At 71.4% G+C, this 23,459-nt stretch carries 21 protein-coding genes; 7 read left to right on the top strand and 14 right to left on the bottom strand.

What is annotated here, in order from left to right:
• The first annotated feature begins 109 nt into the window (after nucleotides 1-109).
• From HC362_RS16960 to HC362_RS16975, 4 genes are read left to right on the top strand one after another with little or no spacing between them, the layout of a single operon-like run.
• Nucleotides 110-1,102, top strand: coding sequence for an ABC transporter ATP-binding protein (locus tag HC362_RS16960; protein WP_243088647.1), 993 nt, complete (start codon nucleotides 110-112; stop codon nucleotides 1,100-1,102).
• The gene (locus tag HC362_RS16965; protein ID WP_243084784.1) at nucleotides 1,092-2,006 is read left to right on the top strand and encodes an ABC transporter permease subunit; all 915 of its coding nucleotides are present in this window, start codon (nucleotides 1,092-1,094) and stop codon (nucleotides 2,004-2,006) included. Before HC362_RS16960 ends, HC362_RS16965 begins: the two co-directional genes overlap by 11 nt.
• Nucleotides 2,003-2,953: an ABC transporter ATP-binding protein gene (locus tag HC362_RS16970; RefSeq protein WP_243084785.1), complete on the top strand. Its 951-nt coding sequence runs from the start codon at nucleotides 2,003-2,005 to the stop codon at nucleotides 2,951-2,953. Before HC362_RS16965 ends, HC362_RS16970 begins: the two co-directional genes overlap by 4 nt.
• 22 nt (nucleotides 2,954-2,975) lie before the next feature.
• Entirely contained in the window at nucleotides 2,976-3,698 is a 723-nt protein-coding gene (locus HC362_RS16975; protein ID WP_243084786.1) for an ABC transporter permease, read from the top strand.
• 126 nt (nucleotides 3,699-3,824) lie between these two features.
• Here HC362_RS16975 and HC362_RS16980 read toward each other — a convergent pair whose 3' ends face one another.
• The 3 genes from HC362_RS16980 to HC362_RS16990 form a co-directional block, all read right to left on the bottom strand.
• The gene (locus HC362_RS16980; RefSeq protein ID WP_243084787.1) at nucleotides 3,825-4,346 is read right to left on the bottom strand and encodes a hypothetical protein; all 522 of its coding nucleotides are present in this window, start codon (nucleotides 4,344-4,346) and stop codon (nucleotides 3,825-3,827) included.
• 552 nt (nucleotides 4,347-4,898) lie between these two features.
• Nucleotides 4,899-6,434: an FAD-binding protein gene (locus tag HC362_RS16985; protein WP_243084788.1), complete on the bottom strand. Its 1,536-nt coding sequence runs from the start codon at nucleotides 6,432-6,434 to the stop codon at nucleotides 4,899-4,901.
• A gap of 19 nt (nucleotides 6,435-6,453) precedes the next feature.
• Complete coding sequence (locus HC362_RS16990; RefSeq protein WP_243084789.1) at nucleotides 6,454-7,074, bottom strand: TIGR03086 family metal-binding protein; 621 nt, start codon at nucleotides 7,072-7,074, stop codon at nucleotides 6,454-6,456.
• A gap of 122 nt (nucleotides 7,075-7,196) precedes the next feature.
• Between HC362_RS16990 and HC362_RS16995 the strand changes: the two genes are divergently transcribed.
• Nucleotides 7,197-8,243, top strand: a complete 1,047-nt coding sequence (locus HC362_RS16995) for a YafY family protein (protein ID WP_243084790.1) — start codon at nucleotides 7,197-7,199, stop codon at nucleotides 8,241-8,243.
• Here the strand turns inward: HC362_RS16995 and HC362_RS17000 are convergent.
• A complete protein-coding gene (locus HC362_RS17000) occupies nucleotides 8,213-9,913 on the bottom strand; it encodes an MFS transporter (protein ID WP_243084791.1) in 1,701 nt (566 codons plus the stop codon). The two genes, HC362_RS16995 and HC362_RS17000, sit on opposite strands and share 31 nt — an antisense overlap.
• A 186-nt stretch (nucleotides 9,914-10,099) precedes the next feature.
• On the opposite strand from HC362_RS17000, the gene HC362_RS17005 reads away from it, so the two are divergent.
• On the top strand, nucleotides 10,100-11,089 hold the full coding sequence (locus tag HC362_RS17005) for an AsnC family transcriptional regulator (RefSeq protein ID WP_243088648.1): 990 nt from the start codon (nucleotides 10,100-10,102) through the stop codon (nucleotides 11,087-11,089).
• Nucleotides 11,090-11,136: 47 nt separating this feature from the next.
• Here the strand turns inward: HC362_RS17005 and HC362_RS17010 are convergent, their stop codons facing one another.
• From HC362_RS17010 to HC362_RS17050, 9 genes are all read right to left on the bottom strand, one after another.
• Nucleotides 11,137-11,979 carry an HAD family hydrolase gene (locus HC362_RS17010; RefSeq protein WP_243084792.1) on the bottom strand — a complete coding sequence of 281 codons (843 nt, stop codon included), beginning with the start codon at nucleotides 11,977-11,979 and terminating at the stop codon, nucleotides 11,137-11,139.
• Entirely contained in the window at nucleotides 11,976-13,253 is a 1,278-nt protein-coding gene (serS, locus tag HC362_RS17015) for a serine--tRNA ligase (protein WP_243084793.1), read from the bottom strand. The genes HC362_RS17010 and serS overlap by 4 nt, the downstream gene beginning before the upstream one ends.
• 653 nt (nucleotides 13,254-13,906) lie before the next feature.
• A complete protein-coding gene (gene pheA, locus HC362_RS17020) occupies nucleotides 13,907-14,836 on the bottom strand; it encodes a prephenate dehydratase (protein ID WP_243084794.1) in 930 nt (309 codons plus the stop codon).
• Between the two features lie 42 nt (nucleotides 14,837-14,878).
• Nucleotides 14,879-16,231 (bottom strand): iron uptake transporter deferrochelatase/peroxidase subunit, encoded by a 1,353-nt coding sequence (gene efeB, locus HC362_RS17025; protein WP_243084795.1) that lies wholly within the window; start codon nucleotides 16,229-16,231, stop codon nucleotides 14,879-14,881.
• Between the two features lie 19 nt (nucleotides 16,232-16,250).
• Entirely contained in the window at nucleotides 16,251-18,158 is a 1,908-nt protein-coding gene (locus HC362_RS17030) for a copper resistance protein CopC (protein WP_243088650.1), read from the bottom strand.
• 137 nt (nucleotides 18,159-18,295) lie between these two features.
• Complete coding sequence (locus tag HC362_RS17035; RefSeq protein WP_243084796.1) at nucleotides 18,296-18,808, bottom strand: copper chaperone PCu(A)C; 513 nt, start codon at nucleotides 18,806-18,808, stop codon at nucleotides 18,296-18,298.
• Nucleotides 18,805-19,470 carry an SCO family protein gene (locus HC362_RS17040; RefSeq protein WP_243084797.1) on the bottom strand — a complete coding sequence of 222 codons (666 nt, stop codon included), beginning with the start codon at nucleotides 19,468-19,470 and terminating at the stop codon, nucleotides 18,805-18,807. The genes HC362_RS17035 and HC362_RS17040 overlap by 4 nt, the downstream gene beginning before the upstream one ends.
• Before the next feature lie 152 nt (nucleotides 19,471-19,622).
• The gene (locus HC362_RS17045; protein WP_243084798.1) at nucleotides 19,623-20,345 is read right to left on the bottom strand and encodes a YcnI family protein; all 723 of its coding nucleotides are present in this window, start codon (nucleotides 20,343-20,345) and stop codon (nucleotides 19,623-19,625) included.
• Nucleotides 20,346-20,558: 213 nt separating this feature from the next.
• Nucleotides 20,559-21,419: a hypothetical protein gene (locus HC362_RS17050; protein ID WP_243084799.1), complete on the bottom strand. Its 861-nt coding sequence runs from the start codon at nucleotides 21,417-21,419 to the stop codon at nucleotides 20,559-20,561.
• A gap of 290 nt (nucleotides 21,420-21,709) precedes the next feature.
• Between HC362_RS17050 and HC362_RS17055 the strand changes: the two genes are divergently transcribed.
• Nucleotides 21,710-22,153: an ATP-binding protein gene (locus HC362_RS17055; RefSeq protein ID WP_243084800.1), complete on the top strand. Its 444-nt coding sequence runs from the start codon at nucleotides 21,710-21,712 to the stop codon at nucleotides 22,151-22,153.
• On the opposite strand, the gene HC362_RS17060 is transcribed toward HC362_RS17055, so the two are convergent.
• Nucleotides 22,150-23,325: a PP2C family protein-serine/threonine phosphatase gene (locus tag HC362_RS17060; protein ID WP_243084801.1), complete on the bottom strand. Its 1,176-nt coding sequence runs from the start codon at nucleotides 23,323-23,325 to the stop codon at nucleotides 22,150-22,152. The genes HC362_RS17055 and HC362_RS17060 overlap by 4 nt on opposite strands.
• Between the last annotated feature and the right edge of the window lie 134 nt (nucleotides 23,326-23,459).

A 23,459-nucleotide genomic window follows, 5' to 3' on the forward strand; every position in this document is an offset into this window, starting at 1 on the left:
GACTTGAGAGGGACGGGCCCACGCACTTGAGAGGTATGCGTCCGGCCCGGAAACCGGCGCCGCGTCTGACGCGGACGCGACGAACGGCTCATAGCGTCGAGGTGTGACTGTGATCGCGATCGAAAGCCTCAGCAAGCGGTTCCCCCGGGTGACCGCACTGGATCGGCTGACCGTCGGCATAGAGCCGGGGGTCACCGGCCTGGTGGGCGCCAACGGAGCCGGAAAGTCCACCCTCATCAAGATCCTGCTCGGGCTCTCCCCGGCCACTGAGGGCAGCGCCAGCGTGCTCGGCATGGATGTGGCCACCCAGGGCGGCGCGATCCGGGAGCGCGTGGGGTACATGCCCGAGCACGACTGTCTGCCACCGGACGTGTCAGCGACCGAGTTCGTCGTCCACATGGCGCGCATGTCGGGACTGCCCGCCACGGCGGCCCGCGAGCGTACCGCCGACACGCTCCGCCACGTCGGCCTGTACGAGGAGCGCTACCGGCCGATGGGCGGTTACTCGACGGGCATGAAGCAGCGCGTCAAGCTCGCCCAGGCCCTCGTGCACGACCCCCGGCTGGTCCTGCTGGACGAGCCCACCAACGGGCTCGACCCCGTCGGCCGCGACGAGATGCTCGGCCTCATCCGCCGGGTGCACACCGACTTCGGCATCTCCGTCCTGGTCACCTCGCACCTGCTGGGCGAGTTGGAGCGCACCAGCGACCACATCGTCGTCATCGACGGCGGCAAGCTGCTGCGCTCCTCCTCGACCGCCGACTTCACCCAGCGCACCGCCGTCCTGGCCGTCGAGGTCACCGACACCGACGAGCACCCCGACGGCACCGCGGCCCTCCGCGCGGCGCTCCGCAAGGCGGGCCTGGCCCCGCACGAGCCAGCCGACGACAGTGCCGTCGCACCCGGCGCCGGGCACCTGGTCACTCTCGACATCGGCAGCGAGCACGGGGACTCCGAGGCACCGACCGCATCGGCCTCCTCGGTCTTCGACACCGTGCGGGACACCGCGGCCGACCTCGGCCTGGGGCTGGTCCGCATGGAACAGCGCAGGCACCAGATCTCCGAGGTCTTCACGGAAAGGAGCGCCGGCGATGTCGCCTGACCGCACCCTGGGCCACCCCACCGCCGAGCGGGGCCAGGACGTCATTCACAACATCGGCTACCGCGGCTACGAGGGACCCAGGCTGGGCCGCTCCTACGCGCGCCGCGCCCTGTTCACCCAGTCGCTGCGCGGCACCTACGGGCTGGGCCGGTCGGCCAAGTCCAAGGTGCTGCCGATGCTGCTGTTCGCCGCGGTGTGCGTGCCGGCCGCCATCCTGGTGGCCGTGGCAGCCCTCACCAAGAGCAAGAGCCTCGAGGCCGGGTACGCGGAGTACGTGCTGCTGATGCAGCCGGTGCTGGGCATCTTCCTGGCCGCCGCCGCACCCCAGGCCATCTCCATGGACCTGCGCTTCAAGACGACGCCGCTGTACTTCTCCCGCCCCATGGAACGCAGCGACTATGTGGCCGCGAAATACGCGGCCCTCTCCGCGGCGCTCTTCGTGTTCACGGCCGTGCCCGTGCTGATCATGTATCTCGGCGCCCTGCTGGTGAAGCTGGACTTCTCCGACCAGACCAAGGGGGCCGCCCAGGGCCTCGTGTTCTGCGCCCTGTTCGCGCTGCTGCACGCCGCCATCGCCGCCTGGATCGCCGCGCTGACCCCGCGCCGCGGCTTCGGTGTCGCCGCGATCATCGTCGCGATCACGGTGCCCTATTTCCTGATCACCGCACTCCAGGGCATCGCCCTCACATCCGACAACAGCAGCGCCATCGGCTGGCTCGGACTGGGCTCGCCGGGAACGCTGCTGGACGGCATCCAGAGCAGGTTCCTCGACGGCCGTTCCGGATTCCCGGACGCGCAGACGCTCACCGGTGCCCAGGGCGGCGTCTACCTCGTCGTCTTCGCGGCACTGGTCGTCTGCTTCTACGCCCTCCTGCTGCGCCGCTACCGAAAGGCCGGACTGTGACAACGATCCACATCGACCGCGTCTCCCGCTGGTTCGGAAACGTCGTCGCGGTCAACGACATCACCATGGACATCGGCCCGGGTGTCACCGGCCTCCTCGGCCCCAACGGCGCCGGCAAGTCCACCCTGATCCATATGATGGGCGGTTTCCTGGCGCCCTCCAACGGAAGCGTCACCCTGGAGCCCTCCCCCGGCCCCGACGGCAGGCCCGTGACGGCCGCGCCGATCTGGCGCAACGAGGACTCCTACCGCCACATCGGCCTGGTGCCTGAACGCGAGGGCATGTACGACTTCCTCACGGGCCACGAGTTCGTCCTGGCCAACGCCGAACTGCACGGCCTGCCCGATCCGCGCGCGGCGGCCGCCGAGGCGCTGGCGACAGTCGAGATGGAGTACGCGCAGGACCGGCGCATCTCCACCTACTCCAAGGGCATGCGGCAGCGCGTGAAAATGGCCTCCGCACTGGTGCACCACCCCTCGGTGCTGCTGCTGGACGAGCCGTTCAACGGGATGGACCCGCGCCAGCGCATGCACCTGATGGAACTGCTGCGCAAGATGGGCGACGAGGGCCGCACCGTGCTGTTCTCCTCGCACATCCTGGAAGAGGTCGAACAGCTCGCCTCCCACATCGAGGTCATCGTCGCCGGACGGCACGCAGCCAGCGGCGACTTCCGCAAGATCCGCCGCCTGATGACCGACCGCCCGCACCGCTATCTGGTGCGCTCCAGCGACGACCGGCGGCTGGCTGCCGCGCTCATCGCGGACGCCTCCACAGCGGGCATAGAGCTGGATCAGGCCGAGGGCGCGCTGCGTATCCAGGCCGTTGACTTCACCCGCTTCACCACCCAGCTGCCCCGCCTCGCACGGGAGCACGGCATCCGGCTCTACACCGTCTCGCCCTCCGACGAGTCCCTGGAGAGCGTCTTCTCGTACCTCGTCGCGGCCTGAGCGGCGGAAAGGAGCTGACCAGATGTACAACCCGACGGTCGCGCGGCTCACCTATCGCGCACTCCTCGGCCGCCGCCGCGCGCTCATCCTGTGCGCGCTGCCGGCACTGCTGCTCGTCGTGGCAGCCGCCGTACGCGCCATGAACGGTGCCGACGACGCGGTCACCAGCGACCTGCTGGGCGGCTTCGCGCTCGCCACACTGGTGCCGCTGATCGGCGTGATCGCCGGCACGGGCGCCATCGGCCCGGAGATCGACGACGGTTCGGTCGTCTACCTGCTCTCCAAGCCGGTCTCGCGCACCTCCGTCATCGTCACCAAGCTGCTGGTCGCCACCGGCACGACCGCCGTCTTCTCGGCCGTACCGGTGCTGATCGCGGGCTTCATCCTGAACGGCAACAGCCAGCAGCTCGCCGTCGCCTACGCGCTGGCGGCGGCGGTCGGCTCCATCGCCTACAGCGCGCTGTTCCTGCTGCTGGCAACGGTCAGCAGGCACGCCGTCGTCATCGGCCTGGTGTACGCGCTGATCTGGGAGGCCCTCATCGGCAGTCTGGTGCCGGGGGCCAAGACACTCAGCGTGCAGCAGTGGGCGCTCGCGCTCGCCGAGAAGGTGGCCGGCAGCAGCGCGGACGTCAACTCGTCGGTGGGTCTCGTGGCCGCACTGGTGCTCATCGTCGTGGTCACCGTGGGCGGCACCCTCTTCGCCGGGCAGAAGCTGCGCACGCTGACACTGGCGGGGGAGGAGTAGCACAAGAGGGCGCCGAAAGACGCCCCCGGAGCGCCCCGGAGCACCCCCCGGGGAGTCCCAAGGAGCCCCCGGGAGTGGCTCCGGGCGCGTCCGCTCCGACGGGCCCGGGCCACCCCTCTCAGGCGGTCACTCCTCCCCGGACTCCGACCCGGTGCCCAGAGCGTGCGCCACTCCGCGCAGCTCGCGGCGCATGGCGCGCATCTCCTCGCCCATGTCGGCCAGCCGCTGACTCATGGCGCACACCACCTGCTCGGTGCGCTCCGTGCGGCGCTCGGTCTCCGCGAGCCGGTGGTCCATCCGCTCCACCCGCGTGGACAGCCGGCCGATGACCGGACCCAGCTCCTGCAGTACGGCACCGAGTTCGGCGCCGGCCGCCTCCAGGTTGCCGACCCTGCGGTCCAGGGACCCGTATCCGGCGGCCAGAGTGCGGACCGTCTGCCGCAGCTCCTCCGTGGACTGCCGTACGGCCTCGACGCCGGGGTGCGCACGGGCGCTCTCCTCGACGTCGAGGAGGTACGAGCGGACCCGCTGGGCGACCACACTGTCGCGCAGCAGCATCGCCACAGTGAGGACGGCACGGCGGCTGAAGACCGTGAGTCCACTGCGACGCTGTGGATAACCGGTCTCCGCCTCGGATGAGACTGACAAGTTGTCAGTCTGATACTTCTGCAGGTCAGAAGCCCGGAGGACAGTCATCCCGTTGCTGAGGAGCTCTTCTCGGTGCCGACTGACCAACTTTTCCACAGTGTTGAGCGGCACTTCGAAGTAGTTGGCCACATCCCTTGTGGTGGCCTGTGCACCGCCTGTGGAAAACGCCAACGCCTTCACTTTGTCGAGGACTTCGACCCTGTGTGCCACGCCGGAGCGCGCGCTGCGCGACTCCAGCAGAACGGAATCGGTGTACATGGCAGACCCTCCTGGGTCCTGGTTCCGGACATGTCTGGGAAACCCCGATCACCTGGGGGTCGTCAGGTGTCCGTATCCAGGAACCAGGAGCGGAGATCAGCTCATGTCTTCCCACGTACCGCACTACCGGCAAGAGGCCCGTCGGCGCTCCATTGGCGCACCCTGACGGGCCGACTCTCAACCGGCTACCACCACTTCACACACTCTCGACGTCACGCTCTCCAGTCGCCTCCGCACAATGGGTACAACGATGCGACAGTCGTACAGTTACGCGATTCGGGCGACGGCGACGTCTCAACCGCGCCCGGCGCCCCACAGGTTGAACCGGAACATCCCCTCCGGGTCGCACTCCGACTTCAGCCGCTCCAGCCGGGCGCCCGTCTGCTCGCCGTACACCGAACGTGCGGCGTCCCAGTCCTGCGGCCCGTACAGAAAATTGGCGTTCTGCCCCAGCGCGCGGTCGCCCACCGGAGCCAGCACCCGCTTGTGCAGGGCCCGCACGACCTCCTCTCCCGAGGGCGACCCGACTCCCGACTCGGCCCCCGAGCCCGAACCCGCCCCCGAACCCGGCGCCGGGTCGTCCGGCACCGGCGAGAGCACATACAGCAGATAGCCCGCGTCACGGTGCGGCACCGCGTTCGGCACGGCCGGTCGGCGGGAGAAGGCGCCGCCCAGATGCCGCATGCTGAGCACACACATCACCTCGGACGACGGCCCGGCAGCGGCCAGCACGGACCGCCGCGCACTCTCGTCCAGTCCGTCGGAACTCAGCAGCGCATTGGCGCTGCGATAGGAGTGCGGGGTGCCCGGTTCGCTGAAGACGGAGCCGCACTCGGCGTACGGCATGTCCCGCAACTCGTCGATCAGCACGGAGCCGATGGCTCGGAGCGGCTCGACCAGCCGCTCCCCTTCGGCGCTCGGTCCGCTGAAAGCGATATGCACCTGTGCCAGATAGCGGCCGCGCAGCGGCGCGGGAACTGCGGGATCGTCCGGCATCGGCAGCAGCGTCACGGCGGAGGTCAGCTCTTCGGGGACCGACTCCGTCCATTTCTGCCAGATCCGCAGCACCTCTTCCGCGACCTGACCACCGTCGAAGACGAGCCTGCCGCCGAAGACCCGCTCCACAGGTACGAGTTCGATCTCCATCCCGGTGACGACGCCGAAGCCGCCACCGCCCCCGCGCAGCGCCCAGAACAGCTCCGGATCGCTGTCAGCCGTCACATGGTGCAGCCGGGCGTCCGCCGTCACGACATCGATCCTTCGCACCCGGTCGGCCGCGTAGCCGAACTGCCTCCCCAGCAGCCCTACTCCGCCGCCCAGCGTGTACGAGACGACGCCGACGCCCGGCGCCGAGCCGTTGACGGGCGCCAGCCCGTGCCGGGCGGCCTGCTCCACCAGGTCGCCGGCCCGGACACCCGCCTCGATCCACGCCGTGCGTGCCGTGGGGTCGATCCGGATGCCCGTCATCCGCCGTGTGCTGACCAGCACCCCCGCACCGGCCGCCGCACCCAGGCCGTGCCCGGTCGCCTGCACGGCCAGCGGCAGCCCGTGCCGCTGTGCGTGGTCGACCGCCGCCTGTACGTCGTCCGGTGTGCGGGCCACGACAATCACGTCCGGACGGTGCGGATTTCCCGTCTGGAAACCGATGCGCTCCTGGTCGTACTCCGGCTCGCCGGGTACGAGCACACTGCCGCGCACCGCCGCACGCAGCGACTCCAGCTCCTGCTCGCCCATCCTGGCCCTCCTCCCCGTCACCGCCGGTCGCTCCTGTGCTTCCTTGCGCATGCCGACGCCTTCCTTGCGCATGCCGACGACGCCTTCCTTCCGCACGCCGACGCTTCCCTTCCGCTCACTGCCCTGCCGCGCCAGGGGCCTGCCATTCGGGGTCCCTGCCGAGCCAGGCGGCGAGGCGGGTGCAGGTGTCGGCGCTCTCCGGGGCCTGGCGCGTCTCGCCGAACGGCAGATGCTCCCGCCCCTCGGCGGGCAGCGCCTGGTGCGCGGTGGCCAGCGCGAAACGAGCCACCTCCTCGTCCAGCTCGCCGCTCCAGCCGATGGCCCGCGCCAGGTCCCAGGTGTGGCCGACGGTCTCCATCACCGAGCCCGCCAGCGCGATCCGTCCGGGCATCCGTCCCCAGGGCACGGTGACGACGGCGTCCATGGCCTCGTCGCTCTCCCAGGCGGTCAGCATCCGCTTGCGGCCGTCCTCGTAGAGTTCCGGCCACTGTCCGGCGGGCGCGTCGGCCGTCCACTCGGGCACGTCCGCGCCCTTCCCCTCCCCGCCCTCGGGCACGGTGGCGATCCGGCGTGCGCCGCTGACCACGTGGCCCAGCAGGGCGCGCACGTCGTACTCCTCGCACGGCGTCGGGTTGTCCAGCTGTTCGGGCCGTACGGTGGCGATCAGCGTGGCCAGCTGCGCGCTGGCGCGGGCGTACAGCGGGCGGGGGTCGGGGACCTGCGGGGTGCTGTTCACGGTTCACTCCTGGGTACGCGGCCGGCTGTGGCGGTACCGGGCCGGCGGGTGGCTTCGTGCGAGGAGAGTCTGCCGGGAAAACTTGACACAACCCGTCAACATTTTTGCGGCATGGTGGAGAGGTGAAATCCGACCGGCTGCTGGCCATCCTGCTGCTCCTCCAGACGCGCGGCCGCGTACCGGCCGACGAGCTCGCGGCGGAGCTGGAGGTCTCCAAGCGGACCATCTACCGGGACGTGGAGGCTCTGTCGGCCGCCGGGGTGCCCGTGTACGCGGAGCGCGGGCGGCACGGCGGCATCACCCTGCTGCCCGGCTACCGCACGGATGTGACGGGCCTGACCAGCGACGAGGCTCGCGCGCTGTTCGTACTGGCCGCACAGGGCGTGCACTCGGCCCTGGGGCTCGACAGCGCCCTGGGTTCGGCGCTGCGCAAGGTGATGGCCGCGCTTCCCGCGCCGCACCGGCCGGTCGCCGATCTGACGAGCCGCCGCATCCTGGTCGACCCCGACCGGTGGTTGCCCGGGCCCCGAGGCGAGGTCCAACTGGACGTGCTGCACACCGCTGTCTTCGCCGACCGCAGGCTCCGCCTCCGTTACCGGCACAGCGGCGAGCAAAAGGTGCGCACCTACACGGTCGATCCGTACGGCCTCGTCAGCAAGGCGGGTGTCTGGTACCTGGTCGCCGACCGGCGGCGTTCCCCCGCGCTCTTCCGCGTCGACCGGATCGCCTCCGCGACAGCGCTGGAGGAGCCCGTACGGCGCCGTGAGGGCGTCGAGCTCTCCGACGTCTGGCAGACGCTGCGCCGGCGGGTCGAGGACCGTCCCAGGGAGCTGCGGGTGACAGCCAGGGTGCATCGCTCACGGCTCGACATGTTCACCCGGATCGTGGGTCCCCTGCTGACCGAATACCCCGGCGCGGACGGGAAGGACGAAGAAGAGGGTGGCTGGGCCACCGTCCGCCTGGCCTTCTCCGTCCTCCCCGGTGTCAGCGTGCTCCTGCAGTTCGGCCACTGGGTCGAGATTCTCGATCCCCCGGAGGCCGTCGAAGAACTGCTGCGACGCAACCGCGAGGTGGCCGCCCTGTACGAGCGGCGGCGCGCCTCGCCGTCCGGGAGCGCCACCAGCACCGCAGCACCCTCCTACGAGGCCGAGGAGCGAGCCGAGGAGTGAGCCGAGTGAGCCGAGGAGCGAGCCGAGTGAGCCGAGGACGGAACCGGCCGCCCGGCCTCGTCCCGGCCGCTCCCGTCAGCCGCCGCCTCCGAGCCGCCGCCGGGTGCGGCGGCGTCCCCCGCCGCCGTGCCGCGCACTGAGCCCTGCCCGCCGTGCGGCGCGTGCTCGGTTGCCGCGCGCCCCCGGACGAACAGCAGCACCGCCACCCCGGCCACCAGCGCCGTCACCCCGCAGATCACGAAGATCCGGTCGAGCCCGGTCGCGAACGCCTCGCGCACCAGACCCATCGGCACCCCGGCCTCCCGGGCGCGGCCGCTGCCCGCGGCCTCGGCCGCCGCCTCTGGTACGCCCCGGCCGGTCAGCGTCTCGCGCACCCGCGAGGCGAACACCGTGCCGAGCACGGCGATGCCGAGCGCGTAGCCGAGCTGCCGCGCGGTGTTCACGGCGCCGCTGGCTGTCCCCGAGCGCTCCGGTGGAACGGCGCTCAGCGCTGCGGAGATCAGCACGGTGAGCGCCATGCCGACGCCGACTCCGATCAGTACGAATCCGGGCAGCAGCGCCGTCCAGGAGGAGCCCGGGGCCACCAGCATCTGGGCCAGCGCACCGACGCCGGTCACCAGCACTCCGGCACCCAGCGGGTACTGCGGCCGCATCCGCTGCAGCCTGCCGCCGAAGATCGCCGCCACCAGGAAGGAGGTGCCCGCCATGGGCAGCGAGGCGAGCCCGGCCCGCAGCGGACTCATTCCCAGCACCGACTGCACCCACAGTGCGCTGTAGACGAAGTGGGTGAACGCCGCGGCCTGCGTCAGCAGTGCGACACCCAGCAGTACGGCGAACGAGCGGTTCCGCAGCAGCGCGAGGTCCAGCAGCGGCGCGGGACCCGGCCGGGTTCCGCGTGCCAGTGCCGTGCCGCGCGCCTGCTCCACCAGTACGAACCCGGTAGCTGCCGCCGCGGCCACCGCCAGGGACCAGATCGTCAGCCGGTCGCTCCAGCCCGCGTCGCCGCCTCGCACCAGCCCGTACGTCAGCGCGGCGGCGCTCAGCGTGAACAGTGCGGCGCCCGCCCAGTCGACCCGGGCGCCGGACCGCCGCGGGGCGCGGGACTCGGGCACTGTGCGAAGGGTGATCCACAGGGTCACCAGTGTCAGGGGCACGTTGACGAAGAAGATGGCCCGCCAGTCGATGTACTCGGTCAGCACCCCGCCCAGTGCCAGTCCGCAGCCGACAGCCGCGCCGTTGACCGCGCCCCACACGCCGAACGCGATGCCTCTGTCGCGGCCGTGGTAGGTGGCGCTGATCAGTGGGGCGTTCGCCGCGAACATCGCCGCGGCGCCCGCGCCCTGCACCGCCCTGGCCGCGATCAGCGTGCCGGCGTCCGGTGCCAGTCCGCACGCGAGCGAGGCCAGCCCGAACAGCACCAGGCCCCAGACGAAGACCCGCCGCCTGCCGTGCAGGTCGGCCAGCGAGCCCGTCACCAGGAGCAGCGCGGCCAGTGCGACCGCGTAGATGTCCACGACCCACTGCAGGGAGGTGAACGAGGCGTCCAGCGAGGTCGCCATCCGGGGCAGCGCCGTGTTCACGATGCTCACGTCGATCAGCAGCATGAAAGCACCGAGGGAGAGGCCGGCCAGTGGCCACCAAGTGCGGTGCTGGTTGTCAGTGGTTCTCATGCCGCCAGCCTCCGAGAGTGCCGCTCTCTTCCCCACTCAGCCCGGCGAACCCGGTGGATTTCGACATCAGCTACCGTTTCGACGGTGCGAACCGATGCGAAGGACACGAACACGAAGGACACGAACACGAAGGACACGAACACGAAGGACGCGAAGGACACGAAGAGGTCGCGGACGTCCCCGCCCCTGGACGATCTCGACCGGCAGATCGGCCACGCGCTCCAGCTGGACGGGCGGGCGGCCTTCTCCCGTATCGCCGAGGTCCTGGGCGTCTCGGACCAGACCATCGCCCGCCGCTGGGCCAAGCTGCGCTCCAGCCGCAGCATGCGCGTCCTCGGCCTGACGGAGCCGACCGTGCTGGGTGAGACGGTATGGCTGGTCCGTGTCTCGACGACCCCCGATGCCGCCGTCCCGCTGGCGGAGGCCCTGGCACGCCGTACGGACACCTCGTGGGTGGGGTTGCTGGGGGGCGGTACCGAGGTCAGCGCGGTCTGCAGGTCGGGCGCTGACTGGGCGCGCGACGGCGGCGAGGCTGTGCTGCTGCGCGAACTGCCGCGCACCCCGCGCGTGCTGTCCGTGAACGCCTACTGCCAGCTGCACCAGTTCTTCGGCGGCGCCGAGGGACTGGTCCTCAAGACCGGGATGCTCTCGCCCGAACAGGTGGCGCAGCTCGCCCCGCCCCCGCCCAGGCCGCCCGACGAGCCGGTACGGCTGACAGCAGACGACGACAAGCTGCTCGCCCGGCTCGCACAGGACGGCCGCGCGGCTGTGCCCGATCTCGCCGCCGCGACCGGCTGGTCGGCCTCGACGGTACGGCGCCGGATGGCAGAGCTGCGCTCCAGCGGGGCGCTGTACTTCGACGTGGACTACGGGGCGCACGTTTTCGGCCTGGGCGCCCGGGCCGCCGTATGGCTGTCCGTACCGCCCGCCCAACTGCACGCCACAGGGCAGGCGGTGGCCGCTCACCCGGACGTCGCCTTCGCGGCGGCCACCTCCGGCCCCGCGAACCTGTTCCTGGCGGTCGTCTGCCGGGACACGGCTGCGCTGTACGCCTATGTGACCGGGCCGCTCGCGCAGCTGCCAGGGGTGCGTGATTTCGAGACGTACCCGATGGTCCGCACGCTGAAGGGGCCCGGCCCCTTTCTGCCTGGCCCCGTTCTGCCCGGCTCGCGCTGAAGGCGACAGCTCCCGGGCGTCAGCCCCCGGGCCTCGGCCCCCGGGCGTCAGCCGGCGAGGCCGGTGAGCCGCTCCAGTACCAGCGCGATGCCGTCCTCGTCGTTGGAGGCGGTCACCTCGTCCGCGACGGACAGCAGCTCCTCGTGGGCGTTGGCCATGGCGACGCCGTGACCGGCCCAGGCGAACATCGGGATGTCGTTGGGCATGTCGCCGAACGCGATGGTCTCGGCCGCGCGGATCTTGAGCCGTCGGGCGGCCAGGGCCAGCCCCTTGGCCTTGGACAGGCCCAGCGGCAGCAGTTCCACGATGCCCTCGCCGGCCACCACCACGCCCACCAGGTCGCCGACGGCGGCCCGTGCGGCCTTGGCCAGCTCGTCGTCGTCCAGCTGCGGATGCTGGATGTAGAGCTTGTTCAGCGGCTGCCGCCAGATGGTCTCGCGGTCCTCGAACGGGACATAGGGCAGCGGCCCGTCGTGCACCCGGTAGCCCGGTCCCGCCAGCACCTCGCCGTCCACCCCGTCCCGGGAGGCGGCGACCGCGACCGTGCCGACCTCCTTCTCCAGCAGGCCGAGGGCCTGCTCGGCGACGCGCCTGTCGAGCGTCACGGAGGTCAGCAGCCGTCCCGAGCCCGCGTCGTAGACCTGGGCGCCCTGTGCGCACACCGCCAGCCCGCGGTAGCCGAGTTCGGCCAGTATCCGCTTGGTCCACGGCACCGCGCGGCCCGTGACGACGATGTGCGCGGCACCGCGCGCGGTGGCCGCTTCCAGCGCGGCACGGGTGCGCTCCGAGACGGTGTCGTCGGAGCGCAGCAGCGTGCCGTCGAGATCGGTGGCGATCAGCCGGCAGGGGAACGCGTCGGGACCGCCGGGGGCGGCAGGCGGCGCACTCACTTGGCGACCGGCTCCAGCACCTCACGGCCGCCCAGATACGGCCGCAGCACCGGCGGGACCCACACTGAGCCGTCCTCCTGCTGGTGGTTCTCCAGCAGCGCCACGATCGTGCGCGGCACCGCGCACAGCGTGCCGTTGAGCGTCGCCAGCGGCTTGACTGTCTTGCCGTCCCGCATCCGGATCGACAGCCGGCGCGACTGGAACTCGGTGCAGTCCGAGGTGGAGGTCAGCTCGCGGTACTTGCCCTGGGTGGGGACCCACGCCTCGCAGTCGAACTTGCGCGCCGCCGAGGAGCCCAGGTCGCCGGTGGCCACGTCGATCACCTGGAACGGCAGCTCCAGCGACGACAGCCACTGCTTCTCCCACTGGAGCAGCCTGTGGTGCTCGGCCTGGGAGTCCTCAGGGGCGACGTAGGAGAACATCTCCACCTTGTCGAACTGGTGGACGCGGAAGATGCCGCGGGTGTCCTTGCCGTAGGAGCCGGCCTCGCGGCGGAAGCAGGGCGAGAAGGCGGCGTAGCGCAGCGGCAGCCGGTCCGCCTCGATGATCTCGTCCATGTGATACCCCGCCAGCGGCACCTCCGAGGTGCCGACGAGGTACATGTCGTCCTTGGGCAGGTGGTAGACGTCCTGCGCGGCCTGGCCGAGGAAGCCGGTGCCCTCCATGGCGTGCGGCTTGACCAGCGCGGGCGTCAGCATCGGGGTGAAGCCCGCCTCGGTCGCCTGTGCGATGGCCGCATTGACCAGGGCCAGCTCCAGGAGCGCCCCGACGCCGGTCAGGAAGTAGAAGCGCGAGCCGGACACCTTGGCGCCCCGCTCGACGTCGATGGCGCCGAGCTTCTGGCCCAGCTCCAGGTGGTCCTTGGGCTCGAAGCCCTCCGCCGCGAAGTCGCGCGGGGTGCCGATCGTCTCCAGGACGGCGAAGTCCTCCTCACCGCCGACCGGGACGTCCGGGTGCACCAGATTGCTGAGCCGGCGCAGCAGTTGCTGCGTCTCCGCCGCTGCCTCGTCCTTCTCGGCGTCGGCTGCCTTCACGGCGGTCGCCAGCTCACCGGCGCGGCTCAGCAGCTCCGCCTTCTCCTCGCCCGCTGCCTTGGGGATGAGCTTGCCGAGCTGCTTCTGCTCGGCGCGGAGTTCGTCGAAGCGGACGCTGGAGGACCTGCGCCGCTCGTCGGCGGAGAGCACCGCGTCGACGAGGTCGACGTCCTCTCCACGGGCGCGCTGGGAGGCGCGCGCACGGTCGGGGTCCTCACGGAGCAGGCGAAGGTCAATCACCCCGCCAGGGTACCGGTGGCCTCGGACGCCGCTCGATTCGATATCACTTTGCAGCACTTTGTCCGAATTGGGTGTTTTGCTGTGCCCGGGAAAATACTGTTCTCTGGGTTTCTCGTTCTTCCGGTTTTCCGGCTTTCCGGCTTTCGGTGAGCGCCGGGCCGGTCCGCCCGCTCAGGGGTGGGGCGGGTGGACTGGAGGCGCTGGCGGGGGGAGTTGAGCAGGCCTCCCGGCGGCACTTATCCACAGCTGTGACGGGCGTCGGCCGGGTTTTCCACAGGGGGAGAACTGGTGCTGTGGAAATGGGGGAGTTCCGTTCCGGCATCTGTTCGGCCGCCGCGGAATTCCCGGGGTAAACCAGAAATACCCACTCAATCGAGGGGGATTAGCTCACTCCAAAGAGTTGATCAATGGAATTGTGGTGACGGGGTGGGAGCTGTGCCCTGTGGAGGGAGATGCGGTCTGCATGCCGCTTTGTCGACTGAGTCCGTTTTCTCTGTCGACTTGTGCACAGGTCGGCACCCACCCCTGTGGATAACTTTGCCGACCCTGTGTACGACGTGTCTGGGCGGCTGTACGAGCCTCCTGCACAGCGGTACGGCCGGCCTGCACAGCGGTACGGCCGGCCTGTGCGGTTGTACGACCCGCCTGTGTCGTCAGTCCCGCCCGTCCAGGCACCGCGACAGCCAGTCGGTCGCCGCCACGAAGTCCTCGTCCGCCGTCCCCGAGCGCAGCGTCGGCGGCTGCTCGTCGGCGCGCGGATAGGAGCCCAGGAACCGCACCGCACGGCAGGAGCGCTTCAGCCCCATCAGCACATCCCCCACCCTGCGGTCCTGCACATGGCCCTCGCAGTCCACCGAGAAGCTGTACTGGCCGATGCCCTTGCCCGTGGGGCGTGACTCGATCCGCATCATGTTGACGCCGCGCGAGGCGTACTCGTGCAGCACCTCCAGCAGCGCACCCGGCTGGTCCCCGCGCAGCCAGAAGACCACCGACGTCTTGTCGGCACCCGTCGGTGCGGCCGGCCGCCCCGGCTGTCCCAGCAGCACGAACCGCGTCATGGCGTTCTCCGCGTCGTGGATGTCGGTGACCAGCGGCTCCAGGCCGTAGGTCGCGGCGGCGAACTCACCCGCGAAGGCGGCGTCGTACCGGCCCTCCTGCACCAGCCGGGCACCGTCCGCGTTCGAGGCCGCAGACTCCCACAGCGCGTCCGGCAGGTGCGCGGCCAGCCAGTTGCGCACCTGCGGCTGCGCGACCGGGTGCCCGGTGACCGTCTTGACCTCCTCCAGCCTGGTGCCGGGACGCACCAGCAGCGCGAAGGCGATCGGCAGCAGCACCTCGCGGTAGATCATCAGCCGCCTGCCGCCCGCCAGCTCGTCCAGCGTGGCGGTGACGCCGCCCTCCACCGAGTTCTCGATCGGCACGAACGCCGCCTGCGCCTCCCCGTTCCGTACGGCGTCCAGCGCCGCGGGAACCGACACCATCGGGGTGAGCTGGCGGGTGGCTGCCTCCGGCAGGGTGTGCAGCGCGGCTTCGGTGAAGGTGCCCTCGGGACCGAGGTACGTATAGCGGCTCGCAGGTGTCATGAGCCCACGGTAGTCGCGCAGGGAGGCCGCCCGGGCCGGGTCTCAGCCTTCGAGCAGCCGCTGCCCCACGTACTCGCCCTTCCGTGGACCGCCCGGCACCGCGAACAGTCCGCTCGCCTCGTGCCGCAGGAAGCGGGAGAGCGCGTCCCCCCGGTCGAGCTTGCGCTGCACGGGTACGAAGCCGCGCAGCGGATCGGCCTGCCAGGCCAGGAAGAGCAGCCCGGCGTCCGGCGCACCGTCGTCCCGGAAGCCGTCGTGGAAGGAGAACGGCCGGCGCAGCATCGCGGCTCCCCCGTTGCTGCGCGGAGCCGTCACCCGGATGTGCGCGTCCCCGGCGATCAGTGGCAGTCCGTCAGGGCCGCGCTTGTCCAGGTCCGGCTCGGTGTGCTCATGGCCGCCGGACAGCGGAGCGCCGTCGGACTTCCGCCGCCCTATGACCTTCTCCTGCTCGTCCAGTGAGCGCTGGTCCCAGTCGTCCAGCAGCATCCGGATGCGCCGCTGCACCACATAGGAGCCGCCTGCCATCCAGGAGGGCTCCCCCGAGGACGGTACGAAGACCTTCCCGGTGAAGTCCTTCTCCTCAGGCCGGGGATTGTTCGTACCGTCGACCTGTCCCATCAGATTGCGCACCGTACGGGGGCGGTCCGTGGCGCCGGGGGAGCGGTTGAAGCCGGACATCTGCCAGCGCACCCGCGCGGTGCCCGCCGCCTCGCGCTGCACGGCGCGCAGCGCGTGGAAGGCGACCAGCGCGTCGTCGGCCCCGATCTGCACCCACAGGTCGCCGTCGGAGCGCTTCTTGTCCAGCGCGTCGGCCGAGAAGTGCGGCAGCGGCGCGAGCTGTGTCGGCAGCCGGTCCTCGAGCCCGGTACGCGCGAAGAACGTCCGGCCGAACCCGAAGGTGACCGTCAGCGACGACGGCCCGGCGTCCAGCGCGATCCCGGTGTCCCGCTCCCCGTCCCGCGGAGGCTCGCCCGCCATCATCCGCCGGGCCGCATCGGACCAGCGGCGCAGCAGTGCCGCCGCCTGCTTGCGCCCCGCGTCCGGCGCGAGGTCGAAGGCGAGCAGATGACCGTGCGCCTGCGCGGGCGTCACGATGCCCGCCTGATGCGTGCCGTGGAACGGCACGGCGGTGGAGCCGAGCGTGGTCAGCGCCGTGGGCGCCTCGTCCTGTGCCGCGGCATGTCCCCAGGCGCCGCCCGCCCCGCCCAGCGCCAGCCCGGCGGCGCCCGCCGCCGAGGCGGTGCCCAGCAGCCGACGCCGCGTAACCAGCGCGGCCCCGTAACCTTCGCCCGCACCCGTGGTCTCTGTCGTCCTCGCGCTCTCCTGCTCACTGTTCTGCGCGCTGTCGTTGGCGGTGCTCTTGTCCGCGGCGTTCTTCGAGTTCTGTGTGCTCATCTGGTCGCTCGGTTCCGGCTCAGCCGATGGTGGCGGTCGTGGTCTTGGTGACCTGGTCGATGTCGGAGGTGCGGACGGTGACCGCGACCTTCCATTTTCCGGCCATGGGCAGTTGCAGCCCGGTGGCCTTCCAGTGCCCCTTCTCCCGCTTCACCGGTTCGAGAGGGACGGACAGCGGGCCGAGGTCCTTGGCGGGCAGCGTGAAGGCGACCTTCACCTCGGGGGCCTCGACCGGCTTGCCGCTGGGGCCGGTGGTGCGCAGCTCCAGGCTGTTCTCACCGCTGGTGCCCGGGTCGATCTCCAGCTCCGCCGTGCCCTTGCCGCCCGGGCCGCCCGTGTCGAACGGCACCTTCACATCCACAGGGCCGCCGGGCTCGCTGCGCGCCTCGCTCTGCGCCGCGCGCACCTGTTCCTCGGTGCGACCCGGCTCGGTGCCGGTCAGTGCCGTGGTGACGGCCAGCAGTACGACGGCGACGGCGGCCTCGGTCAGCACGGTACGACGCAGCCCGCTGCGCTGCGGGTCGGCCTCGCGCTCCTGGCGCCGCCTGGCCGCTTCGGCTGCCGCGCGCTGCCGCGCCAGTTGGGCGGCCCGTACAGGATCGGCGGGTACGGACGTCTTTTCCGCACCCGCCGGAACAGCCGCCCGCCCTGCGTCTCTCGGGGCAGGCACCTTTTCCGCGCCTGTGGAGACCGCGTTTTCCGCCGCTGTGGGGACCTCGGTCAACCTGGTTGTCCATCGCCTGGAGAACCAGCCGACGGACACCAGCGCCCCCACCACGAGCACCTTCACGATCAGCAGCCGCCCGTACGAGGTGCCGGTCAGCGCGTTCCACGACCCCACCTGGCGCCACGACTGGTACAGGCCCGTCGCGGCCAGCACGGTGACGCAGACCAGTGCCAGCCGCGAGAAACGGCGCACTGTCGTGCCCGTCGGAGAGGGGCCCCAGCGCAGCAGGCAGAACAGCGCGGCCAGACCGCCCAGCCACAGCGCGACGGCGAGCAGATGCAGCACGTCCACGGGCATCGCCAGTCCGGTCTGGATGCCCGTGGAGGCGTGCTCGGCCATCGCCCAGGTCGCCGCGAGACCGACCGCCACCACGACACCGCCCACGGACAGTCCGTAGCGCAGATCCCGCCGTCGGCTCGCGGCCTGGTCCCGCTGGGCGTACGCGCCGAAGAGCACCGAGACGAACAGCGCGGCAGTCGCGAGCAGCAGCAGCCGGGAGACGAGCGCGCCACCGGGCTTGGTGGCCACCACCTCCTTGAGGCCGCCCAGGTCGACGACGTCGGCGAGCCGCCCCGAACCGGTGTAGGGGCCGCGCAGCAGCAACAGCGCCAGTGTCGATGCCGTCAGGGTGGTCCAGCCGGTGACCGTCAGCCGCTGCACCGGCCGCGCGGAGGCGGCCGGTGACGAGCACAGCAGGACGAAGGCGGCGCCGCCGACCAGCAGCACGAAGCCCGCGTAGGCGGCGTACCGGCCGATCCCGTAGAGGGTGCCAACGGCGCCACCGCCCGCCTCCTTGTCCTGCTGCGGCACCTGCACGCTCGTCTCGGAGGGCTTCCCCACCGAGAAGGTGAAAGCTCCCGAGACGGGATGGCTGTCCGCGGAGACGGCCTGCCAGGCGACGGTGTAGGTGCCCTGGCCCAGCCCGGCCCGTAGCGAGACGGCGCGCCGCACCTTCCCGCCTGTGCCGGTGTCGCGGACCTTCCGGCTGTCCACCCGCTTGCCGCGCGGGTCCAGCACCCGGATGGCACCGTCCGACATGGCAACGCCCTCGGAGAAGTCGAGCGTGACCTGGCGAGGCGCGCCGCGCACCACCGAGCCCTCCGCCGGGTCGCTGCCCGTCAGCGCGGCGTGCGCCCCGGCCGGAGCCGCGGCCGCCAGCACGGCCAGCAGCGCGCAGACCCCCGTGAGGAGGGCCAGCAGCGCCCTGGAGGCGGCCGGTCGGGGCGCGGCGGGACGGGCGCCGCCGCGGCGGGCGGCGACCCGGCGGACGGCGGCGCGTCGAGCTGTGCGGAGCGGTTCCGCCGCGGTGGCGGTGGTGTACGGCACGCCTGCGGACCTCACTTCCGGGGTGTGTAGTTGGCCGCTTCGACAGGCGCCTTGACCGTGACGGCACCGGACCGCTGGAAGTGCAGTACGAAGGTGACCGTCTGGCCCTTGGTGGGCTTGTGCTTCAGCTCCATGAGCATCAGGTGGTTGCCGCCGCGCCCCAGTTCGAGAGTGCCGTGTGCGGGTACGCGCAGGGACTTCACCCGCTCCATCTGCTGCTCGACCGTCTTGTGCATCTCGACCTTGCCGGCGACGTCACTGGAGACGGAGGTCAGCTTGTCGGCCTGCTCGCCGCCGTTGCGCACGGTCAGAAAGCCGCCCGCCATCTCCTTGGTCGGCGGCTGCGGCACATAGGCGCCGCTGATCTTCAGCTCCGGACGGCCGTCGCCCTTGCCTTCGCCGCTCTTGTCGTCGGAGGAGCAGGCGCCCAGTGCGAGGGTGAGCGCCGTGCCGCAGGCCATGGCGGCGAGTGACCGGCGGGCAGCGGGGGACAGGCGCCTCGCGGACGCGGACCGGGCGCTCACGGGTTCTTCCCCTCGATGAGCTTGGGCAGGTCCTTCTCCAGGATCTCCGGCCCGGTGTTGTTCTCGGTGTACAGCACGTGCGCCTTGTCGTCCTTGGGGGAGAAGGCGAGCAGCTGGGCACCGTGCGTGGAGACGATGTCGCCGTTCTTCTTCTTGTACGACGGTGCGACGCTGACGCCCACGCTGCGCGCCCCCGCCTGGATGGTGTCGAAGTCGCCGGTCAGCCCGACGAAGGAGGGGTCCTGGCCGTCCAGCCACTTCCCTAGCTCCTTGGGGGTGTCCCGCTTCGGATCGGTGGTGACGAAGACGACCCGCAGCTTCTTCTGCTCCTTCTTGGGCAGCTTGGACTTGGCCACCGAGATGTTGCTCATCGTCAGCGGGCAGATGTCCGGGCAGTGGGTGTAGCCGAAGTAGAGCAGGGTGGGGTGGCCCTTGGTCTGCTCGACCAGATCGTAGGTCTTGCCGTGTGTGTCGGTGAGCCGCAGGTCGGGCTTGTCGAAGGGCTGGTCGAGGACCGTGCCGCCCTTCTTCTGCTGGTTGTCGACGGTGGCCGGTTTGTCGGTGGCCTTGTCGCCGCCGTCGTCGGAGCCGCAGCCGGCCAGGGCGAGCGCGGCGGCCGTGGCGAAGGCCGTGGCGGCCGCGGCCCTTCTCGTAGTGCGCATAGTGCTTGTCCGCATCGTGCAGTAGGGATCGTGCGAGGAGTGAGGGGGAGGGGCGGTGGGGCCGACCGGCACCGGCTCGGCGCCGGTCGGCCCCACCGCCAGGGCTCCGTACCTGCCGCGAGGAAAGGTACGGCTCCCGGGAGGGCCCCGGATCAGGCAGTGCGGCGGCGCCCCGCCAGGACGCCGAAGGCGACGCCCGCGACCCCGACGACGATGCCCACCACGCCGAGCACACGTGCCGTGGTGTCGGAGCCGGAGCCGGAGCCGGAGTCGGTCTCGGCGGTGGCCGCGGTCTGCTCGGCGTCGTCGGAGGAGGCGCCCGAGGCGGCGCCACCCTCGCTGTCGGCAGCCGTCAGCTTGAGCACCGGCGCCGGGTTCTCCGGCTCGGCCGCGCCGTCCTTCGGCTCCTCGATCCACCGGACGACGTCGTGGTCGTCGTAGGTCTGCAGGGCCTTGAACACCAATTGGTCGGCGTCCTTCGGCAGTTGCCCCATGGAGACGGGGAACTGCTGGAACTGGCCGGGCTCGACCTTGCCGCCGCTCCAGGTGACCTTCGAGACGGCCTCGGTGATCTTCTCGCCGTGCATCTCGATCGGCTTGTCGAGCTTCTTCTTGTCGACCTTGACGTCCCAGCCGGGCACCGGCTGCGGCATCACGGAGGCCAGCGGGTGGTCGGTCGGGAAGGTGACCTCCAGCTTCACCGTGGAGGCGTCGTCCTTCTCGTTCGGCACCTTGAAGTTGACGGTGGCGTAGCCGCCCTCGGCGGCCTCCTTCGGGTCGACGCTGACGTGCGCGGAGGCGGGCCCGGCGACCAGCAGCACGGTCCCGGCGGCGAGCGCGCAGACGGCGGCCGAGCGGCGGTTGACGATCTTCATGGGAGATCTCCTGAGTGCCCTGGCCACGAGGCGAGCCGCCTGACGGCACAGGGCGAGTGGGACGGATGACATGACACGGCGGAGGCGGACGCGTGACGGCGCGCGACGGCCCGCACCGTGCGCCGTCAAGCCGCGCCGCCCGTGCCCACCCGTCGGGGCGAGCCCACCCTTGGTGTGGCCGGACAGCTCGGTCTCAGCGAGCGCCGTGGTACGTCATGCCGCCAGCGCGAACGCGTCCGCGGCGTGCGCCGGGGGGCCGCGCCGGTGTACGGAGTGCGCCAGCAGCAGCGCTGTGGGCGCCTTCTCGTCGTCCGGCCGGTCGAGGAAGGGCCGCGCCGGTGCCCAGGGCAGCAGCTCGGTGTGCAGGGCGCGGACGAGGGCCGACGCGGTACGCAGGGCGAGCGCGGCCACCAGTTCCTCCGCCGCCGACGCGGCGTCGCACGACAGCCGCACCAGCCGCCACAGCGCGGCCTCGCCCCTGCGCAGCATCCAGCCGAGCAGTACGGCGGCACACAGGTGCCCGAACAGCATCGGCAGCTCGCACATACCGGCGGCGGCCCGTGCGGCCTCGCGCAGGCAGTCGAGCGGAGTGCTGGGAAGGGCCCCGGTGACGGCCTGGTGTCCGGCGTGTGCGGCCTGCTGCGCCGCACCGCCCGTGCTTCCCGCCGCAGCCGTGTGCGGGTCGAGTCCGGCGCGTGCGACGACGCGGCGCGCCTCGGCTTCGCTCAGCCTCCGCGCGGCGTCGTTGCACAGCAGCGTCCCGGCGAGCGCCCGCAGGCCGCCCGAGCCGTGGCCTGCCGCCCCTGCCGAGGTGTGCTGTCCGGCGGCTCCCATGGAGAACACCAGGTGCAGAACGATCTGCCCCGACCCCAGGAGCCCCGCGATACCCGGCAGTGAGCGTTCCCGTCCGGCCAGTGCGGCAGCGACCACGAACACGCAGCCGAAGCCCAGCGCGAGGGTGCCGAACGGCAGTACCGCTTCCGCTGCCAGCAGGTGCCCCGCGGCGGACACGGTCACGCAGACCGCGGCGAACACCGCAGCCCGCAGCAGTCTCAGGTCCGCACCGGCAGTCATGGCGGCGTCATTCTCTCACCGCGTCCCCAGGCTCCTCACGGCAGGGCCACACCGCTCCACCGCCGCTCAACCGCCACCCAGGCGCGCCGCGTCAGGTTGCTCTGGTGCCCTCCGCCCCCAGGGGGCGTGCGGCCCCGCCTCGCGCTTCCGCCGTACCCGCACGCAGTGCACTCGGTCCGGTACTCGGCGCTGCCCGTTTCCGCCGTACGGGGGTCATCGTGACGCCACCGCGTAGTGCTGGAACGCGCAGGCAATAGGTAATCCTGTGTCGAGCCGCATGGAGGGTGAGCATGAGCAGCCTGTGGTGGTCTCTCCGGCTGCGGCGCGAAGCCGCCAGTGTGCCGCTCGCGCGGCAGCTCCTGCTGAGCTCGATGGCCTCGGCCGGCGTCGATCCGGATGTGGCCTACGACCTGTGCCTCGCCCTGTCCGAGGCGTGTGCGAACGCGGTCGAGCACGGCAGCACCTCGGGTGACATGGTCGGTGCGTACCGTGTCTCCGCCTATCTGGAGGGCAACCGCTGCCGTATCGAGGTGGCCGACACAGGACCCGGCTTTCCCGCCGGATACGACCCGGCCCGCTGTGCGAGGGAGGCCGAGAGCGGTAGGGGCCTGTTCCTGATCGAGTCGCTGGCCGACCACGTACGGTTCCGCAACCGGCCCGGTCACGGCGGTGCGGTCGTCAGTTTCGACAAGGTCCTCGACCGCCGCGACGGACATCTGATGACGGCGTCCTAGTCCGCCGCGTCCGCCCTGTCCTTCCCTTCCGGCCCGTCCGCCGCCTGGGCCGCGGGCGCGCTCCAGCTGTCCCGGGGCAGCTCCTGTGCGGGTACGCGGGCCGCACGCGGAACGGGCGTGCGGTAGCGCAGCAGCAGCATGGCCGCGTCGTCGTGCAGCGGGGAGCGCACATGCTCCTGGATGTCGTGCCGTACGGATTCCAGCGCGCTCTCCGCGTCCGGGTCCTTGAGCAGGTGCGCTCGGTGGTCCAGCGGGTAGAAGTGGTTGTCGGGGTCGCGGGCCTCGGTGACGCCGTCGGTGTACAGCAGCAGTTGGTCCCCCGGCGCGAACGGCACCTGGTGCGGGCGCGGCGGTTCACTGCCGTGCAGACCCAGCCCCAACGGCAGGGAGCGCTGCGGCGGCTCGGCGAAGTGCACGGTGCCGTCCTGCCGGACCGCCAACGGCGCCGGGTGCCCGAAGTTGAGCAGTGTCGCGGTCCGGGTGTGCGCGCCGTGCGGCACCTCGACGAGTACCGCCGTCACGAACTTCTCGCCCAACAGGTGCCGGTCCAGGGCACGCTCCAGGCGTTCGCCGACGGTCGGCAGGTCCGGCTCGTCGTAGGCGGCCTCGCGGAACGCGCCGAGCACCACGGCTGCCGTCTCCACCGCCTCCAGGCCCTTGCCCTGGACGTCACCGATGATGACGCGGACGCCGTGCGGCGAGGTGACAACCTCGTAGAGGTCGCCGCCGATCCGCGCCTCGGCGACGGCCGAGGTGTAGGAGACGGCGACCCGCAGCCGCCCGGCGCTGCGCGGCACCGGCCGCAGCAGCACGCGCTGGGCGGCCTCCGCGATGGAGCGCACGTTGGCCAGTTCGGCCTCGCGCTTCTGCCGCATCGAGGTCGCCACCAGCGCGGCGACCGAGACGCCCGCCACGGAGATCAGCGTGGCGTTGCCCCGCCGCTCGCCGAACTGCTCGTTGTAGAGGCTCAGCGCGATCGAGAGGGCCATCGCCAGCGCACCCACCAGCGCGGTGCGCCGCTTGCCGCCGGAGAGCCCGGCGAAGGCGGGACCGAGCGCCATCATCGGCTGGAGCCCGATCCCCGGCCCGCCCGTCAGGTCGGCGGCACCGACAGCGCCCATGGCGAGGAAGGGAAACGCGGACAGCAGTCCGGTCCGGAACCGGGAGACCAAAACGTGCTCTCTTCCTAGTCGGTGAGATCGCTCAGCAGGCTCGTGCCGTGACGACGTCTCCCGTCCTCGCCGCTGTGCTCGAATAATCGTGCTCCGGCCGGGGAGCGCTGCTCGCGCGGCGGAGCGCCGCTCGT

The organism is Streptomyces sp. 891-h (genome assembly GCF_022760275.1).
Lineage (GTDB): Bacteria > Actinomycetota > Actinomycetes > Streptomycetales > Streptomycetaceae > Streptomyces > Streptomyces spirodelae.